Origin of the sequence: Paenibacillus sp. FSL H7-0940, from assembly GCF_037979415.1 — a bacterium.
In the GTDB taxonomy this organism is placed as follows: domain Bacteria; phylum Bacillota; class Bacilli; order Paenibacillales; family Paenibacillaceae; genus Paenibacillus; species Paenibacillus amylolyticus.
This window is the reverse complement of the sequence record NZ_CP150280.1, coordinates 1613275-1632164: the sequence shown is the minus strand read 5'-3', so window position 1 is coordinate 1632164 and position 18890 is coordinate 1613275. Positions and strand designations below refer to the sequence as shown.

Annotated in this window: 16 protein-coding genes; 1 reads left to right on the top strand and 15 read right to left on the bottom strand. The window is 46.1% G+C overall.

Features of this window, described 5'->3' with window-relative positions:
* Positions 1–27: 27 nt before the first annotated feature.
* The 15 genes from MHB71_RS07250 to metH all read right to left on the bottom strand — a co-directional run bounded on the left by MHB71_RS07250 (position 28) and on the right by metH (position 18078).
* A complete protein-coding gene (locus MHB71_RS07250; protein WP_340029178.1) occupies positions 28–2094 on the bottom strand; it encodes a hypothetical protein in 2067 nt (688 codons plus the stop codon).
* A complete protein-coding gene (locus MHB71_RS07245) occupies positions 2084–3910 on the bottom strand; it encodes an ATPase, T2SS/T4P/T4SS family (RefSeq protein WP_340029177.1) in 1827 nt (608 codons plus the stop codon). The genes MHB71_RS07250 and MHB71_RS07245 overlap by 11 nt, the downstream gene beginning before the upstream one ends.
* Positions 3911–3917: 7 nt before the next feature.
* A complete protein-coding gene (locus MHB71_RS07240) occupies positions 3918–4748 on the bottom strand; it encodes a hypothetical protein (protein ID WP_340029176.1) in 831 nt (276 codons plus the stop codon).
* Positions 4745–5458 carry a hypothetical protein gene (locus MHB71_RS07235; protein WP_017688052.1) on the bottom strand — a complete coding sequence of 238 codons (714 nt, stop codon included), beginning with the start codon at positions 5456–5458 and terminating at the stop codon, positions 4745–4747. Before MHB71_RS07235 ends, MHB71_RS07240 begins: the two co-directional genes overlap by 4 nt.
* Positions 5459–5533: 75 nt before the next feature.
* Positions 5534–6553 carry an SAF domain-containing protein gene (locus tag MHB71_RS07230; RefSeq protein WP_340029175.1) on the bottom strand — a complete coding sequence of 340 codons (1020 nt, stop codon included), beginning with the start codon at positions 6551–6553 and terminating at the stop codon, positions 5534–5536.
* A gap of 24 nt (positions 6554–6577) precedes the next feature.
* Entirely contained in the window at positions 6578–8056 is a 1479-nt protein-coding gene (locus tag MHB71_RS07225; RefSeq protein WP_036673853.1) for a serine/threonine protein kinase, read from the bottom strand.
* Between the two features lie 226 nt (positions 8057–8282).
* The gene (locus tag MHB71_RS07220; protein ID WP_036673854.1) at positions 8283–9332 is read right to left on the bottom strand and encodes an SAM-dependent methyltransferase; all 1050 of its coding nucleotides are present in this window, start codon (positions 9330–9332) and stop codon (positions 8283–8285) included.
* A gap of 6 nt (positions 9333–9338) precedes the next feature.
* On the bottom strand, positions 9339–10112 hold the full coding sequence (locus MHB71_RS07215) for an ATP-binding cassette domain-containing protein (RefSeq protein ID WP_036674009.1): 774 nt from the start codon (positions 10110–10112) through the stop codon (positions 9339–9341).
* Between the two features lie 2 nt (positions 10113–10114).
* Complete coding sequence (locus tag MHB71_RS07210; RefSeq protein ID WP_340029174.1) at positions 10115–10432, bottom strand: thioredoxin family protein; 318 nt, start codon at positions 10430–10432, stop codon at positions 10115–10117.
* Positions 10432–10770, bottom strand: coding sequence for a cyclic-phosphate processing receiver domain-containing protein (locus MHB71_RS07205; protein WP_017688046.1), 339 nt, complete (start codon positions 10768–10770; stop codon positions 10432–10434). The genes MHB71_RS07210 and MHB71_RS07205 overlap by 1 nt, the downstream gene beginning before the upstream one ends.
* Before the next feature lie 19 nt (positions 10771–10789).
* Positions 10790–11638, bottom strand: a complete 849-nt coding sequence (locus MHB71_RS07200; RefSeq protein WP_340030134.1) for a deoxyribonuclease IV — start codon at positions 11636–11638, stop codon at positions 10790–10792.
* Complete coding sequence (locus MHB71_RS07195) at positions 11628–12449, bottom strand: DNA-formamidopyrimidine glycosylase family protein (RefSeq protein ID WP_100527375.1); 822 nt, start codon at positions 12447–12449, stop codon at positions 11628–11630. Before MHB71_RS07195 ends, MHB71_RS07200 begins: the two co-directional genes overlap by 11 nt.
* A gap of 6 nt (positions 12450–12455) precedes the next feature.
* On the bottom strand, positions 12456–13265 hold the full coding sequence (locus MHB71_RS07190) for a TIGR01457 family HAD-type hydrolase (protein WP_047843396.1): 810 nt from the start codon (positions 13263–13265) through the stop codon (positions 12456–12458).
* 356 nt (positions 13266–13621) lie between these two features.
* Positions 13622–14560: a ribonuclease Z gene (gene rnz / locus MHB71_RS07185; protein WP_340029173.1), complete on the bottom strand. Its 939-nt coding sequence runs from the start codon at positions 14558–14560 to the stop codon at positions 13622–13624.
* Positions 14561–14637: 77 nt separating this feature from the next.
* Positions 14638–18078 (bottom strand): methionine synthase, encoded by a 3441-nt coding sequence (gene metH, locus MHB71_RS07180; RefSeq protein WP_253509140.1) that lies wholly within the window; start codon positions 18076–18078, stop codon positions 14638–14640.
* A 179-nt stretch (positions 18079–18257) separates the two neighbouring features.
* On the opposite strand from metH, the gene MHB71_RS07175 reads away from it, so the two are divergent.
* Positions 18258–18803 carry a cupin domain-containing protein gene (locus MHB71_RS07175; RefSeq protein ID WP_047843398.1) on the top strand — a complete coding sequence of 182 codons (546 nt, stop codon included), beginning with the start codon at positions 18258–18260 and terminating at the stop codon, positions 18801–18803.
* The last annotated feature ends 87 nt before the right edge of the window (positions 18804–18890 follow it).

Below are 18890 nucleotides of genomic sequence, written 5' to 3'. Positions count from 1 at the left end.
TTCAGACTGTCACACAGATGAATTGTGCTACAGTTTCTGAATTTGCTCATAATAAATGCTCATCTGTAAGAAGCTCATACCGACCAATGGAATGACCAGATACAAAAAGATAAGGGCGTACATAGGTGTAAATCCGATGGTTCTGCCCCATGATGCTTTGACATCTATCATTTTGCTGTACTCCTGCTTGCGTTGTTCAAAATAAAATGCCATCATGCTCTCGAGATCATCGAAGGCTTCACGTATTGAGATTTTGCCAAGGGCAAGCTGTAATTTATCAACCAGTCGCTGGAACTCGGGCAAGCCCGCCTCTTCCTTTAATTGTTCAAGTGCAAGCTCTGGTCCATGTTCAAAATGCAACAAACATTTTTGCAGCGGGCGCTTGAAAATGACGGCAAATCGATTAAGCCACTCCAATATCTCCTCGACTGACATCCGGTCCATCTCACGCAAAATGGAAATCACTGTCTGGAATTGATAGATTTCATGTCGCATATCCAACCTTCGCATTTTCCGCTGAAATAACATGAGCCATACGGGCATGTAGTACCCCGCTGCACCCATGAGAATGGCTATAATCATTTCCCACCAGCGTACATATTGTTTGTTATATACCTCAAGTTTCTGCATAATGCGCGTGATGGTCTCATTCTGGGTATCATGGTCTAACTGAACTGGAGATAACTGCTGTAACGCTTTGGAGACTTCTTCGTATGTAGCTCCTCGGTTCATTTCTACACTTTCCAGCACGGATTGATCCAACGCTGTTTTTTCCTCAGCTTTCCTGAGATCCGCTTCAGCCATTGCACCAAACATTCGATCATCGCGGATTGGATCATACAAGATGTGGTTACGTTCAACCTGGTGCAACAGCAAGATGCAACCCATTGTAAGGACCAAACAACCTGCGAATAACATCACTCGACGAATGGCAAGCCATTCGTATTTCAACTCTGAACTGCTCTCCCTCATGAGCCGTATCGTTTGACTGTACTGTGCACTGCCAGGTTTCGCTGCAAACAACATCGCCAATTTTCGTATGAAGGTCTGCCTGTACAGAAACTGATCCAACCATGAATGCTTATGCCCTGCACGGTAACGTGTCTCATCGTATTGCTGGAGCCTTTGCAGAAGCAGATAAGCAAGGATGATGATGACATAGATCGATATTTTGGTAACAAAACCAATTTTGCTGCGATAAAATTCATCCATCGTTGGAAAACTGACTCTGGCCCAGCGTTCTATTGGAGCGGTGAACAATACCGGAGCTAGCGCGATGATATTAAGTCCTTTGAGCAGGTAATCCAATTTATCACGCCGTAAAATCTCCAGATGGATCTCCTGAGTCAGGTTACCAAGTCCATTAAGATAAATAGAGCCTTGTGCCCTGTCCTTATCCCCGAACTCCATGACCATATAGGAAACGCCGGCGAATCCTTTGAGAAAACGGTTGGGAGCCACTTCATAATAACGCTCAAGTGCTTCATTCGGATCTGGAGAAGTCAGAGCTTCGTAGATCAGTCTTACCTGTTCCGCGGCTTCTCCTGTACCCGCCTCAGCAGCTTCATAGAGCGCTTCCTCAACCATGCCATGCTGATGATACCGATGCCTTACATCTGCAAAGAGATCTAACATCTGCACCAGCAACCTTTTTTCCATACGACTGAGGCACATATCCAATACCAAGCTATTTAGCACCACAGCACAGAGTACGGAAAGTATTACAAAAGCGATACCCGGCTGCAGAAGAAACAGAATGACACTTATGCCTCCATAACCTCCAAGAATAATCAGAACCACTGTCATCGTCAGCCTGCGAAGTGAAGGCTCATCCCCAACATGGCGGAATGAAATGCGTTTCTGCACCTGGAGAATATAAGCTGATAGCAGTGGCACTTTCATTCCAAGACGGTAGGACTGCAACAAGATTGATCCTAGTCCCTTGAATCCCTTCCCGGTAGGAGCAGAAATCACACCGGATTGACTTGTTGAACCACCTCCTCTGTGACGTAACATACTTAAAACCAGAAGTGTAATCAGCAAACCCCCTGCACAAATACTTAATACGAGGAGCAAAATCCATTTAATTGTCATGCGGATCACCCCAGTGTTGCTTCATAAACTGTTCAAATCTCTCAGCATCCTGTAATGTCATCTGGTCTCGCATATCCACCATGCTTCCAGAGGAGATTGGAGCTGTTGCAACATACGCTCCATCTCTGTACTCCACAACATTATGAAATGTAAAACCTGCCCTCTCTTCCACGCTATCACCTTGATTCGCACGAGGAAGACACTCCGTAATTCGTTCGATATATCTTCGTCCCTCAGCATCTTTCTTCATATGAACATCGAAGTTGATTACACTCACAACCTGCTCCTCAGCAATATGCTCATGCTGGAACATACCTGTCTTGAGCAAGGAATTTCGGAGGGAGAAGACCAGATCACGAAACGTTTTGGCATGGTGGGTAAACAGGGTGAACAGACTGGCAACCTGAGACATTTGAATCATCCAAGCGGCCACCTCATCACTCGCAACCTCACCCAGAATATTGACGGTACCATCCGTTTTTTTCTGCAAATCAAGCCCTTGTTGACCTGAAATGTGTTCCGTCTCTCGGAAGCTCAAAATATTACGTCTGCTATAGATCCGTCTTAATTGAAGTTCAAACGCCATCTCCTGCACCCGAAGGGTGTACGATGCATAGATGTGTTTGACCATAGCCATAAGCAACGTCGTTTTACCAGAACCTTGTGCACCGGTTACAGCTGTAATCCGGCTTCCTTTCATCAGGTATTGAAGCAATGTGATTGGCAGATCTGCGTTGTTACCCGTAATCAACTGTTCAAGTGAGGCATTCGGAATATCGAACTTCCGGACGAAGAACGCCCATGATTCTGCAAAAGGAGGACGAACCACAACGACACGGGAGCCGTCTTTCATCTCGTTCACCTTGTATCCACTTGCTTCCGACAACTGTCCGGGGTAATTGTATTTGTATATATTCTGGCATACCCTTTTCAGTTCACGAATACTGCCGAAGGACAGAAAGGATAGATGAATGGACTTACCTTTATAGAAAATCCAGACACTTTCCATGCCGCTAAGCGGTTCTTCATGTGCATTATCCTCCAGTCCTTGATCCAGCAAATCATTCCATGATGCCGGTTTTCGAAGTCCCATATTATGAACAGCATCAAGCATACCGCTGACACCACCACTAACACCGTCAATACGTTGGTCCCTTATCTCATCAACAACCGAGAATCCTTTATAATGTTGGTAGATACGTTGCACGATGATATCCGTCTTTTCTCTGAATCCAAGCTCTCGATATTCGCACTCGAACACATACTGAATATCCTCCTCAGAAATATAATAACTTCCTCCATCGTCCGTACCTTCCTCCATTCTCAGTCTGCCAAGATCGTAGGTATCAATCATTCGGGAGAGTGCATCCACACCGAATTGCTGTCGGTACAGATAAAATACAATTTCGAATCGGTCCTGGATCGTCAGCAAATCTGGTTCTGCAAACAAAATAACTCCATCTACATTTGATTTGTTCAGCCCTATGCTTCGGGTCAGGAGATCCCCTATCAGATTTTTGACATACGTTTTGTCGCTGATACTGCCTGAGACACAGCCCTTCAGTGCTTTTCTCATCTCGGCACGCTGATTAATTCTTCGACGATATTCTTCTTCATGCAGACCCGCATCCGCGAGCTGACTATGACTAAGCTCATGAAGTGAGTTCTTCACCTTCTCAATCAACATGTCAATCGTGAATGATTCCTGTTCAGGAACACGAGCACTCTTTGCACGAAGAAACGTTCTATACTTGAACCAGATATAAGTCAGGCACAGAATCAAAATCAAACTTATCCATATGGTATTCCAGAGCATCGGAGGTTCAGGCTCCCCTTTCCAGCCTCTTCAGAACTGTGCGCATACCTGCACCGTCCATAATCAGGCGAGCGAGTTCGCTCATGCTTGCAGCAAAACTCCCTTTACGAATATCCTTATCCTCAGTCAAACTTTCCAACTGCAAGTATCTAGCGACATCTCGCCGATTCATTGCATCCAGGTATCCGGTTGTGTACGGTATCGCAGATATCGTGCCTTTATATCTGAACTGTCGCTTAATATTGGAAAGCGTTGCACGGGAATGCAAATCGTATTTGTTAATGACGACATGTATATTCTTATTGTTCATTCGTTCTGGCAGGATCTCTTCAAAGAACAACTCCAGATTTCGCATATTTTGATCGAGATTAATTACAACATAGTCCGCCAGCTGCAGCTTGAGCTGTGAATCAACACCAGCATGATCTGCATCCAGAAGAACCAGATCGTAATACTCGTTAGCTACATTTAGCAGCTTTTTCACTGTCTCACCATGTTCCTGCGGGGAACGTTCCATCTCATCAATTCTTCCGGTTAGGAAATCAAGTCTTTCCTTCAGAAGTGGCTTGGTATAATCCCTGAGATTGTGCTTATTCAGACTGCCGCTCGAATGCAGCCGTTCAATCGCATCCCAGCCACCCTCTTCAAAGGAGAACATAAAATCCGCTGAATCCGTATCTTTGGATGGTAGAGCAGCTTCTGTGCCAGTTCCTGCAAGGCCTGCATTAACAAGTAACACTCTTGTCCTGTAGTGAAGTGCCATCGCATAAGCACTAATTAATGTGCTTGAAGTGCAACCTGTTCCTGCAAAAGGGCTCCAAAAGGTAATGGTGCTCATGCTCTCATCCTCTCTGCTTCTTTCATCGCACGGCGACTGCGAACACTTTCCCAACCTGTTAACTGCTCGACCACGCGACACAACGATTTTTTGTAATTTCGTGACAGAGGTCCAAGATGAACTCGGCGATGATGCTCATTCTCAAGCTTAACCGCAGCTGTTAACTCATCCCACGGAAGCACTAAGGATTCTCCTGTCCACACAAACGGACTGCCCTCCAGATACGCCCACAGATAACGAGCTTCAAGCTTGCAGTCAACCCCGTTAATTAAGAGCCGCTGAAATGACAGCTCACCAGGTAATGACTGTTCTTCAAGCAACCGCTTCAACCATCCCTTGCCACGTTCCAGATTGTAACGCTCATAATCACTCACCCAGACTCTTACATCAGCGGTTAGCCAGAGATTACGTGATGCAAAATGCGAGGTCTCCATGTCATATAACACATAGTCATAACTGTCCAATCGCTCTCCATTTACTTCAAGATGATTCTCTACAGCTGCTGAAGTGACAAAATGACAAGCGATATCAAATCCTTCAAATTCCGTAATTCGCAAAGACTGCTGACTGTCACCTACACCGTACCCATACTTCTGCTGTAAGGTTCCATCTACGAGTAGGACCTTGTTGCCTGTTGAAGCCAATATCTTGCAAAGATATAACATCAGATCATTCTTCTCACATAAACCCGCAAAGATCCATGTATGCATAGATGTTACAACTCCTTTCTTTTTCTTAAACTCCCTGTTATCTGAATTATTCTAAATTAAACCTCGGATTTCGCTCTATTCTCCACTCGTTAGCAAGCTCTGCTGTTCTGTTTGTGAAGCATCAGCAGGATCATTTACGCTTCCAAAATTAGCTCCTGCTCCGTTTCCTGAACCATCATTCCACATCACTCCATCCGACGTTGCCGGATTATTTGATGATGGACGACTGTTATATGTAACTGAGGATTGTGCCACATCCTGTTCAACCCCTTTTGACGGTGCTGTCATGGAGGCGGCCAGTGAACTTTCAAGCGAACTTCGCACCTGTCTGGATAACTCCTGTTCGGCTCGTCGAACAATATTCGGATCACTCTCCAGCAGTTTTAACACTTCTGAATTGGCAGGATACGTCGCGATTGCAGGTGTCTGAAACTGTGGTTCTACATAGGTTAAGGCATAGATTGAAGCTTTATGTAAATAGGCATCTACAATTGCACTTGAGAGTGACAGAATTTCTTCCTCCGTCATCGTAATCCATAAGGTAGCTGCATTGAGTCGTTCCACTTTTTTCTTCGATAAGAGAACATAGTCTTGTCCGGTAGGGAATTGGATACGAACATCAATAATATCTCCCTTAACAAGTGAGGACGGCAGTAATACAACTTGCAGCTCTCGATATCTTAAATCAGGCGGAGCCGGTACATCCTCATACACCATCTCGGTGGTAATGGCTGTTCCTTTTTTCAACTCTATTTTGGCCACTTGGCCTTCCATCTGCTTCGTACTGGACCAGAGGTTTCGCGGTGCTTGTGCATCCGGAACAGCAATGAGCTTCAGATCCTCCGGTAATATCGGTTCACCTGCTTCAATATCCCGAATCGTAACCCATCCTTGTGCTCCCGAATCCCATTGTTGCTTTAATTCAGCTTCCTTTTCCTCATATGCCGATAAATAACGGGCTTCTACAGCTGACCTGACCTCCCCCATCGTTTTGACATTGTAAATAACATATCCTCCGAACACCAACCCTACAGCTCCTGCTCCGATAAGTCCGGCATAGATCAGTTGACGGCTTTGTTTTCTTAATTTAGACAAAAGAGGCTCTCCTTTCGTAATCTTCTAATCATGTACTTTCCTTCTTGAAAAGAATGAACGTTTCTTGGGCTGCTGTGCCATCATATGCGTTAAAATATGTGAAAACACTTTATCCATCTGTGCGTCCTTGTCAAAAGGATCAATATGTAACGGCAGACCATATACACTCGATGTATCCAGAGCTTTACGAATGCGCTGAACAGCTTCACTTGCTGCCAGGGGCAGACAATATATCCATTTCTCTCGTGGATACCGATGATGTGATCGAACAAAAGCGCCAATCTCCGCCTGTCTCCATTCGGCACCTGAGCCTATAACAATAGGTAGATCTGCACGCAGGAATTCTTCCAGCCGGTTCTGATCCTGACCACTACCGAGATCCATCACGATGAACTGATAACTCCCCCCAAGCAAAGACAAAATATCCGCTCGCCCGGATTGTTTCCAATAATGCACACCATCGACTGCAAACTGTCTGCCTGCTGGCACCGGTTTACCCGCTTGAGCGATTTGTTGAATCCTTGCAAAGGATTGAGAGCGAGGTGACATTTCAATCACAGCTACTTTGAAGTTTTGCCTTTCGAGATAATGACTGATAGCTATAGCCGTATGGGTAACCCCTACACCAGATGAAGCACCAGTCAGGGCAATAACTCTTGTTCCCCCATTCAAGGTCATCGTTGTATCTCCACCAGGCGTTGTTCCGCCGGGTATTCGGAGCAGTTCCTTCCGCACCTCATCGGCAGATTGGAATCGCTCTTCGGCATTATACCTTAACAGTCTTCTCGCCACAGGGATGTATGTCCGCGGAACATCACTCCGGATAGAGCTTTCTACACCCTGAGTCCATTCCGTATACGCACCACTTGTCATAAGATACAGCAGCAATGCTCCGAGTCCATATAGATCTGAACGCGCATCGGTCTGACCCGAGCCATATTGTTCTGGAGCGGCGAAACCAGCGGTTCCCAACTTAACGGTATCTTCAGCACTTTGCGGTTTGTAACTTCTGGCGATGCCAAAATCAATTAATCTTACTTCATGTTCCGGCGTGATCATGATATTTGATGGTTTCAGATCCCTATAGATCACAGGTGGATTCAGATTATGCAGATAACTCAACACATCCAGCAATTGAAGTACAAGCTCCGTCAACTGCTCCATCGGGATCTTCCCACGACACTGCTTGAAATACTCACTGAGCGTTAACCCGTCGATGTATTCCATCACCAAGTACGTGTACCCGTCTTCATCCGGGACAAAAAAATCAACAATTTGCGGCAATCTTGGATGACGAAGTGATGTCAGAAGAGCGGCTTCCGTCTCCATACTGCCTTCATATGGCATAATCGTTACACTCTCTTTAATTGCCCATATCTTGCCCGGCAACTTCAGATCCTCCGCCTCGTATACATGGCTCATTCCGCCTGTTCCCAGAATGGATACGATACGATATCTACCTCCCAGCAGGCTTCCGCGTTCCAGCCTGGCCGGATGTCTCATACCAATTCCTCCTTCAATACACAACAAAAAAGGGAAAGCTTCACCGAAGAAGAACAGACCGGATATCCGGTTTTGTTCGCTTCGGGATGCTTTCCCTCAGGTTTGTTATGGTTAATATTGGTATCATTATAGTACAGGCAGGAACAGATTGTAAAGCACAAAATTTGATGAGCTTATCGAATCAATTTCATAATACCTTAAGCTGCTTTAATCAAGGCTATATCTCTTAATATTTGACCATATAAAGTGTAATCTCTTCCCGGTTGTGAAACAGCTGCTTGGAACGTTGAATTTGCATACGTGAACGCTCAAACGTATCGATGACATCTTTAATCATTGCCAACGGTTTTTTATGCAATAACTTCACGGTAACGATCGCTGTTCCTCCGGGTTGCAGGCTATATAGAAGATCCGATACAAGTCGGCTCATCAGCTTCGGACTCCAACTCATATCACATACGAGCAGGTCGAATTCTCCTTCGCGGAAGCGCACATCCCCTGCATTCTTTTTCAAGAAGGTCAGTTTGGGTGATGCCAGCAGCGTTGCATCCATCTTCGCCGGATCTACCGCCGTTACTTCAAGCCCGCGTTCAAGCAGGAACGAGGTCCATCCACCTGGTGCAGCCCCGATATCAAGTGCTTTATGAAATGAAGTAAAGTCAATGCCAAACGTTTGCTCGGCTTCAAGCAATTTGAACTTAGCACGCGAGATCTGCCCATCTTCTTTTTGAAAACGTACGGCCCCCCCGCTCCAGTCTGACAGGTTCTGTTCAGGTCTGGATACGCCAGCATACAACATATCATTCGCAGCAAATACGGAAATGACATATTCAGCATCACGTACAACCCATTCACTGCCTAACTCATCCAGCTTTTCAGTTAACAGTTGCTTCAATGAGGCTGCATTTTCTTGCCAAAAGGCCCCTTCTGTCTTCCGTACCTGTAGCACGACAGAGGCACCGTTCAATTCCTTATGATTCAACACAAATGCAATCAATTTCTCAATAGACTGCTCCGAATCTTCTGTATTCTCCTGAAACTGAACAGGTTGAATATGACGTAAAAACGTTGGATACTCTGCCCACAGCTTATCTGCAACTTCTTCCTCAGCTACAGGCAGACCCGCAAGCAGTATTTCTCCTGGTACGAGTACCGTGCTCTTCACCGCACCAAACGTACGGCGCAACTCTTCCTGAGCATAAGGGGCAAAGCCATGATTGGCTGTGCAGATAAAACGGGAGAAGTTGCCTTCTTCCCAAGACGATTGTGTACTCAAATTGTGTTACCCTCCAGAACGTACGCGTATCCACGGACGACCATTATCCCACTGGATATCGACCGGAACATCGTACGTATGCTTAATTGTATCTTGTGTCAAAACTTCATGTTTGGGGCCAGCTGCCGCAATACGTCCATCGCGGATCAAGGCCACATGTGTAAATAAAGGTACGATCTCTTCAACATGATGTGTTACATACACAACTGTAATGTTACGCTGGCGCAGACGATCAATCTCAGCCAGCATTTTCTCACGTTCATATAAATCTAGGCCGGCACAAGGCTCGTCCATAATCAGCAATTTTGGCTCGGCCATTAATGAACGAGCGAGCATGACTTTTTTGCGCTCCCCTTGGGATAACGTTCCAAGCGGGTTGTTAGCCAGGTTGGCAAAACCCATGTCATCCAGCAAACTCATTGCCTTTGCTTTTACTTCATCCGGAATTGTCTGATAAAAACGCAAAAAAGCATAAGCTCCTGTAGCGACGACCTCCCATACCGGATCTCTGGGTGTGAGTTTCTCAATCAACGTTTGGCTGATATAACCGATTTCCTTACGTACTTCCCTGACGTCACATTGTCCATACAAATTACCGAGTACTTCAATACGTCCCTGGCTTGGAAACATATATCCGTTCATCATTTCCAACAACGTTGTTTTGCCAGAACCATTCCGACCCAGAACAACCCAATGTTCGCCTTGTTCAATGCGCAAATGTACATTATCCAAAATCTGATTATCTTCTCGTCTAAGTGAGACATGTTCCATCGAGATTATACTCATTTCAGCACCGCCTTCCGGATCTCCGAGAGCAGATGCTCCACAGAGTTCATCCGATAAACCATTTTTGGAACATCTTGCTGGCCGTCAAACAGCATCACTGCTGGTACACTTGAAATTTTAAATTGTTGTACAAGTTCAGGAATGTCATGGATGTTCATTTCGGATAAAATACCTTCTGGCAGCATATGCTCTACTACCTCCAACATACGACGGGCTGCCGCACATGTCCCACATAAAGGGGTATATATAAATACAGCCTGTGGCATGCCTTCCCATACACTGCGCATTAACATTTTGGATGTAATTGGCTTCATTAACTTTCTTCTCCCGCGGCAACACGCAGCATGACCTCACCCGTCATTGGTCCATTATGAATGGTTACCGAATCCGGTTTATTGCTATATAACATCTCGTACATCTGGCGTTTCCCAAACATACTGGACGTATGCAAATAAATCTCGCGCGGAAATAAACCTTCTCGTACAATAGATGCCGCGACCTCACCGCCATTGGGCGAATCTGGACCAAGCTCATAATCCAGAGACAAAATGTCCACGTCACCTTCTCTTAGCAGCATCAGGCACTCTTCTGCATTCGTTGCCAGAACAAATCCTTTCGGACATGCCCGATAGTCATCCAAAAAAACATGCATACAATCGCTCCTCTCCCCATTATAACCAGGAACGCATGAGCGCTATATCATCACGGTGCGTTCCATCTTCGCCCGTTTCTGTCTCGAGCACAACAACCGCATTTTGGAACTCAGGCGCCTTTAACAATGCTTTCATTGATTCATTGCCGATATATCCCTGTCCGATCCTCGCATGTCTATCCTTACACAAACCAGACGCATATTTGGAATCATTAAAATGGACAGCAGCAACATTATCCCAATATCCGAGCATCCTGCCCTTATCGAGCATCGCCGCTTCGTTGCCTGACGACCACAAACCTGAAGCAAAAGCATGGCATGTGTCAAAACAAAAAGCAATATGCTCCGGATAACGGCTTAATTTGCGAATCTGTATCATTTCTTCCATTGTCGTGCCCATCGGGCCATGATCACCTGCCTGATTTTCAATCAGCACCTTTGAGTGTCCATTCCAATTCTCCAAGGCGGTATCCAGACAATGAATGAGGTTCTGATAACCCTCCAGCGGATCGTTTGTTTTGATATGTCCAAAATGGACCACCGTCCCAACAGAACCGCAAGCATTCGAAATTTCAAGATCATTGCGAATAGAAGCTATTGTAGCATGAAAGCCCGCCTCTCCACGGGTCATGCCCAACGCCGGATTCGTGGGATAGGGTGAATGTGCAATCGAAGCAAGTCCCTGCTGTTCACACCAATCCCTGCACTGCTCAGCATCCTTGAGGTCCAGACTTTTCAGGCTGAGACTACGCGGGTTCTTCGGAAAATACTGAAACGCCGTTGCCCCCATCTCATACGCTCTCTTGGCAGCCTGAAGAAATCCGCCTCTGGTGCTGACATGTGCCCCGATTCCGGTTTTAGGCTTCATGCTGGCATTTCGGACAGAAGAATGCCTTCTTGCCCGTAATTTCCACTCGTTCAATCGTTCCCCCGCAGCGCGGACAAGTCTCGCCTTCCCGATCGTATACGCGACATTGCTCGTCAAAACTTCCTGTCTTCGTATCCCCTTGCATCAGCGGCATTTCCATATAACCGCCCTCAGAAGCTGCTTCACGCAACACGGACTGCATCGAATGGAACAAGCGCTCCGTCAACTCTGGTGAAGTCGCGATATTCTGCGTTTTGGAGCTTGGTCTCAGACCGGCAGCAAAAGCAATCTCATCCGAATAACAATTGCCGATCCCTGCAATGATATGCTGGTTTACCAATGTTGTCTTGAGCGTACCCCGGCGACCTTTCAACAGGGAAGCAAAACGTTCCACGTTCATCCGTCGATCCAAAGGTTCAGGTCCAAGATCAGACATCGCCTCTTCGGTTTCTTTCGAAGTAAGCAGATGTAAATAACCCAAGCGCAGTCCGATAAAGAATAAAATGTGATCGCCAAACTGAATTTCCACTTGTGTGGAACGATCAGGACGTTCTTGTTCCGTGCCCCAGAAAATCATACCGCCCAACATGAGGTGCAGCACCAGGCGTTTGCCATTAGCCAAGTGGAAAATCAGATGCTTCGCTCGGCGCTCAACAAATATGATGCGATTACCTGTAAGTTCATTGATAAACAGATCAGGCTCCGTATTTATCGTTTTATCGCGGTTAATTACAACACCTGTAATCAGTAGATCAAGTATTTTCTCGGACAGCAAGGTCCGGTAATTTTCCATTTCCGGTAGTTCCGGCATCGTACATTACCCCTTTTTGGAAGCTTGGTCTGCCTCTTGCGACAGCCACTCCATCAATTTATGCAAATCTTCAAACACATGATCAGGTCGAGCCTTCGCTGCTTGAATGTGTCCATCCATATTATCCCGTGTTGTCACACCGGTAAGGACCAACAGCGTCTCACATCCTGCTGCCACTCCAGCAGCAATATCGGTTCGCATATTATCTCCGATCACTGCCACTTCATGAGACGCCAGGTTTAGCCGGCTAATGGCTGACTTCATTATAACACTCGATGGTTTGCCTATGACTGTAGGATGAACTCCGGTCGCGGCTTCAATTGCTGCTCCAATAGTCCCCGCCCCAGGTGTCAGTCCATCATCGGAAGGAAGCTGCAGATCCGGGTTGGTCATGATGAATTTTGATCCCGCATTAATCCACCTTAGCGCCTTGGTCAGTTTATGATAGGAAAATTCACGATCAATCCCCTGTATCACGTAATCTGGTGCATCTTCCGTTAGCTGTAGTCCTGCTTTTTCTATGGCTTCCAGCAGTCCTGCTTCTCCAATACATGCCACTTTTGCACCCGGGGACTCTTCAGCAACATATTCAGCAGCCGCCACAGCAGAAGTACATACTTGAGACGCGTCGGCAGGTATGCCCATCCCGTTCAGATGATCTGCCACACCTTGTGGTGTACGGGAAGAATTATTTGTTACGAATAAATACGGCTTTCCTAGCTCTTGCAGTGTTCGAATAAGCTGATCGGCTCCTTCGATACGATGTCTGCCATGATAGAGCGTACCATCCAAGTCAATCAGATAGGCCTTAATCACACACAGCACTTCCTTTCTTCATTCCATTAACGTTTCATGTCCTTAATCAATTACCTCGAACTTGACCGCGAACCTATGTATTCAGGCAAAAAATAATGGCTTGCTGACATATGCACACAACAAGTCGAACCGGATCGAACACCGACGGTTTAACTCGCGCGTCTTCTGTACAAGCTTGTCATTTCCTGCGCTTTCCCGGAAAATAATTTGAATCATTTCCCTCTTCATATTGCCCATCCTACACGCTTTCTGACCAGATTGCAAAAGGGACCGCGGGAGTTCCTCTCCCTCAGTCCCGTGCAATTACCCGGATCTTTATATGACGTGTTTAACCGTGCACTGGTTCGCAATCAGGGTTAAGATTCTTGCTTGCGATGCACGACAGGAATAAGCTGGTGTTCGTTTGCAAGTCTGGTATTCGGGAATACGGACTGCGCCTCTTCCAAAAGTGGCTGAAGTTGATCCTCATCCTTATAGCGTGAACTGAAGTGAGTCATGATTAGTTGCCCTACATTGGCTGCTCTAGCCGCTTCTGCCGCTTGTTTAGAAGTACTATGATAGTACTCATGCGCTGTATCGGCCAGATCATGCATGAATGTAGCTTCATGTACAAGTACATCTGCATTGATGGAAAGTGGCTGTACGTTGTCACATGGACGTGTATCACCCAATATGGTGATCACCATGCCTCGTTTTGGCGCTCCCAATACATCTTCTGGACGAAGCGAATCACCGTTATCCAGCATAATGGTTTCTCCACGTTTCAGTCGGCCGAACAATGGGCCTGGTTTCAAACCGTATTCCGCCAGTTTGGCTGGGTCTAGGCTTCCTGGACGATCTTTTTCGGTAATCCGGTATCCATAACTGTCAATCCGATGCTCAAGCAAAGCAGCTTCCACGATAAAACTGTCATCCTCGAACAGGACGCCGCCCGTATGTTCCACGATATTCAAATCATAGTTAACCCGGGATTGGCTCAGCTCCATTGTTGTACTGATCATTCGTTCCGTACCTGGCGGACCATATACGGTTAATGGTGTGGTGCCACCTTGATAGGCTCTGCTCGAAAGCAGTCCTGGAAGTCCAAATACGTGATCACCATGCAGATGTGTAATGAATATTTTCTCCAATTTGCTCAGTTTAAGCGGAGAACTTAAAATCTGGTGCTGCGTTCCTTCCCCGCAGTCAAACAACCACAAAGCTCTGCGCTCATCCAACATGCGTAGCCCAATGGAAGTTACATTCCGTTGAAGCGTAGGTACACCAGCATTAGTTCCCAGGAAATATAGTTCCATTCTGGATCGCACCTCTTTCTGTTGCCAGCAAAAAACCTCCGACAATGCGGAGGGCTTTGCCTGACACTCTACTGAATTTATGCCTTCTCTACATTAAAATACTTAGCTTGCGGATGGCTGAATACCATCGCTGATACGGAAGCTTCAGGTTCCATCATGAAACCTTCCGTCAATTCCACACCGATATCCTCAGGTTGTAGTAACTTGAACAGCGGCCCTTGGTCTTCCAGATCCGGACAAGCCGGATATCCAAAAGATACTCTTATCCCTTGATAGCGTGCACCATGACGTTGCTTCATGGTCATCTGGGCAGAGTCCGGGAATCCCCAGATATCTCTCATCATATGATGCACACGCTCAGCTAATCCCTCTGCTACTTCGAGCGCTACGGATTGCAGAGCATGCGAGCGAAGATAATCCCCTTGATCTTTCCACGCCGTGGATAGTTCACGCACACCGTGTCCGGCAGTAACTACCATGAAACCAACGTAATCCATCTGACCGGATTCAACAGGTTTCAGGAAGTCGGACAGGCATAGGAACGGCTCGACTTTTTGACGTGGGAACGTAAATGTATGCAAAATATTACTGGTGTCCTTTGGATCATAGATAATGACGCTGTTACCACTGGACTGAGCCGGGAAGAAACGATACATGGCATGCGCCTGAATAATCCCGTCACGAACAGCCTCTTGCATGATATCATCCACGACTGCTTTCAGGTCGGTAGCCTTCTTATCACCTGAAGCAAGCAGTTGTTCTACTGAACCGCGCAACCCCAGATGATGTCCAAGCAACATCTGCATGTTCACGTATGGCAGGATATGTGATAAAGGATAGTTACGCATCGTATGCCGATCCAGATCAGGTGGAACAAGAACCGGATGATCTACAGCAATATCCGAACGCTCCACTCGCGTAAGCTCTGGAAGAGCCTGAACAGCTACAGCACCTGAAGCATCAGCTTCTTTCTCAGCTTCCATCTCCAGTTGCATCACTTCACGTGAAACAGGATTCATCAATTTGTTCGCCAGATCCAGACCATCCATCGCATCTTTGGCATATACAACCATTCCGTTATATTCAGGACGGATACGATTTTTGGTGAATTTGCGTGTTAGCGCCGCTCCGCCAACCATAATAGGCACATCAATACCTGCTGTTCGCAAATCCTGAGCGGTAAGAATCATCTGTTGCGCTGATTTTACCAATAGACCCGAAAGACCGATCGCATCGACTTTTTCTTCTCGGTATGCCTCAATGATACGTTCTGGTGGTACTTTTATACCCAAATTAATGATCCGGTAACCGTTATTGGAAAGGATGATCTCAACCAGGTTCTTACCGATGTCATGCACATCACCCTTGACCGTGGCCAGAATGATCTTGCCTTTAACCGAAGTTTCGTTCTTCTCCATGAATTGCTCCAGATATGCTACAGAAGCCTTCATAACCTCCGCACTCTGCAACACCTCAGCTACAATTAACTCATTGTTGTTAAAGAGACGACCTACTTCCTCCATCCCCCGCATCAGTGGACCGTTAATCACTTGAAGTGCTGTGTATTTGGCAAGTGCCTGTTCGAGATCTGGCAGCAATCCTTCTTTACTTCCTTCTACTACATATGAAGCGAGACGCTCTTCTAATGAAAGGTTCGAGATTTTTTCCTTCTTCTCAACCTTCTTGTTACGGAACGCCGCTACAAACGCCGCCAGAGTGTCATCATTCGTGTTATATAAAAGCTCTTCGGAGAGTCTGCGTTCTTCTTCAGGAATGGAGGCATAACGCTCCAGTTTCTCTGTGTTCACGATCGCATAGTCAAGACCTGCTTTGGTACATTCATATAAGAATACTGAGTTCAGCACCTCACGGCCCGCTTCAGGCAGTCCAAATGAAATGTTACTGATCCCGAGGATCGTATGACATTCTGGCATCGCTTCCTTAATCACTCTTATACCTTCAATGGTTTCTTTGGCTGAACCGATGTACTGTTCATCTCCCGTACCTACCGGGAACACCAACGTATCGAAAATGAGGTCTTCTGGTTTGAGACCATATTTGTTCACCAGCAAATCGTAAGAGCGCTTGGCTACGTCAAGCTTGTCTTCCCGACTAATCGCCTGACCCCGTTCGTCAATCGTTCCGACAACAACTGCACCACCATATTTATGAAGTAACGGTGTGATCAGCTCAAATTTCTCTTCGCCATCCTCAAGGTTAATGGAGTTAATTATCGCTTTACCTTGTGAGTACTGGAGGGCCAGATCAATTACTGAAGCATCAGTTGTATCGATCATGAGAGGAACCTTCACTTTTTTTACAACCAATTCAAGGAACTTCACCATGTCTTCAGACTCTTCGCGGTCCGGATCTTGTACACACACGTCAACAATGTGCGCTCCATTTTTCACTTGAGCACGAGCAATTTCCGAGGCTTCTTCATATTTACCTTCTACAATGAGGCGTTTGAATTTCCGTGATCCCAGCACGTTTGTACGCTCACCAACCATATATGGACGATTGTCCTGTTCAATATAGATTGGTTCTATACCAGACAATGCCGGTGGATGTGTTCCGTTCATTTCTCTTGGGGGGTACTGGGCAAGTGTATCGCGCATAGCCCGAATATGTGCAGGGGTTGTCCCGCAACATCCACCAGCAATATTCAACCAGCCCTGTTCGGCAAAAGCACCAATCTTCTGAGCAAGCGAGTCTGGTGACTCATGGTAATTACCATTCTCATCCGGAAGACCCGCGTTCGGGTAACAACTAACGGCAACCGATGCCATTCCGGAAAGCGAGCGAATGTGATCACGCATGAACTCCGGACCTGTAGCACAGTTTAGTCCTACCGAAATTGGGTTAAGGTGTTCTAAGGATATATAAAAGGATTCGATGTTCTGACCCGCAAGGGTCGTCCCCATCGGTTCTATCGTTCCTGATATCATCAGGGGCAGTGTAACGCCACTCTGTTCGAAGGCCTGCTGAATTCCAATGCTACCTGCTTTTACATTGAGGGTATCCTGTGAGGTTTCGAGTAGTAGCGCATCAACGCCTCCCTCTATTAAAGCAAGCGCTTGCTCCAAATAACTGTCGATAAGTTCCTGGAACGTTACTCCCCCAGTTACAGACAGTGTTTTGGTTGTTGGTCCCATCGCACCTACCACATAACGTGGAGATTCAGGTGTAGAGAAACGATCAACCGCAGCTTTCGCAATTCTGGCTGCTTCCAAGTTGATCTCGCGTGCCCGATCCTGAATATCGTATTCAGCAAGCACAACCGATGTGGCACCAAATGTATTGGTTTCAATTAAATCGGCGCCAGCCTCCAGATATTCTTCATGAATGCGCTGGATCAGTTCTGGACGAGTAAGCACTAACATTTCATTACATCCATCCAGATCTTCGCCGCCAAAATCTTCGCCAGTCAGATCAACTTGTTGAATCATGGTCCCCATTGCACCGTCGAGGATTAATATTCGTTGTTTTAATGCATCGTGTAGACTAATCTTATCCAATATCTTCACCCCCGCAAAACGTTAGATCTTAGTTTAACAGAAACTAACTTAATGTGAAAGATCGGGTTTGGTCCCGAAAGATGGCGGGTTTGCACGAATATGAACGGAATTTGAACATCGACAAAAACAAAGCAATCCGATATAATTCAATTAAACCAAGTGGAAAAGAGGGAAAGAACATGGCTGAAATTGTTATCCGAAATACGAACGAACGCATCACTGGTGACGAAAATGTTCGAAATTTCTTAAACAAATACGAAGTATTATATGAGAAGTGGGACGCTTCCAAACTAAACACTGATCTGCAAAATAACTTTGGATTAACTGATGAACAGAAAACCGAGGTTTTGGAAACTTACGATTATGAAATCAGAGATTTGGCTGCACGTCGCGGGTACCAGATCTGGGATGTCATCACGCTGTCCGAACAAACACCAGATATCGAAGAAAAGCTCGCCAAGTTCGAAGAAATTCACACCCACGCTGAAGATGAGATCCGTGCAATTGTTGCTGGTAAAGGAATCTTTGTTATCAAAGCTACAGATGATGTGGGCTACTTTAATGTAGAACTGTCTCCTGGAGACGTCATCTCTGTTCCTGAGAATACACCGCACTTCTTCACTTTAATGGAGAACAAACAAATTATTGCTGTACGTCTGTTCATCGAAAAAGATGGCTGGATTGCAGATCCATACCCTGATCCTACATTTATCAAACAAGCCTAACACTCTCGTGTTATAACTCGCTTAACCAAAACCCCTGTTCAATTGAACAGGGGTTTTCGCATATGCATATGGAGAGTAGTATACAAC

Coding starts and splice junctions, on each gene's coding strand:
- MHB71_RS07250 (WP_340029178.1), bottom strand. CDS start 2,094: ATGACAATTAAATGGATTTTGCTCCTCGTATTAAGTATTTGTGCAGGG.
- MHB71_RS07245 (WP_340029177.1), bottom strand. CDS start 3,910: ATGCTCTGGAATACCATATGGATAAGTTTGATTTTGATTCTGTGCCTG.
- MHB71_RS07240 (WP_340029176.1), bottom strand. CDS start 4,748: ATGAGCACCATTACCTTTTGGAGCCCTTTTGCAGGAACAGGTTGCACT.
- MHB71_RS07235 (WP_017688052.1), bottom strand. CDS start 5,458: ATGCATACATGGATCTTTGCGGGTTTATGTGAGAAGAATGATCTGATG.
- MHB71_RS07225 (WP_036673853.1), bottom strand. CDS start 8,056: ATGAGACATCCGGCCAGGCTGGAACGCGGAAGCCTGCTGGGAGGTAGA.
- MHB71_RS07210 (WP_340029174.1), bottom strand. CDS start 10,432: ATGAAGCCAATTACATCCAAAATGTTAATGCGCAGTGTATGGGAAGGC.
- MHB71_RS07205 (WP_017688046.1), bottom strand. CDS start 10,770: ATGCATGTTTTTTTGGATGACTATCGGGCATGTCCGAAAGGATTTGTT.
- MHB71_RS07200 (WP_340030134.1), bottom strand. CDS start 11,638: ATGAAGCCTAAAACCGGAATCGGGGCACATGTCAGCACCAGAGGCGGA.
- MHB71_RS07195 (WP_100527375.1), bottom strand. CDS start 12,449: ATGCCGGAACTACCGGAAATGGAAAATTACCGGACCTTGCTGTCCGAG.
- rnz (WP_340029173.1), bottom strand. CDS start 14,560: ATGGAACTATATTTCCTGGGAACTAATGCTGGTGTACCTACGCTTCAA.
- MHB71_RS07175 (WP_047843398.1), top strand. CDS start 18,258: ATGGCTGAAATTGTTATCCGAAATACGAACGAACGCATCACTGGTGAC.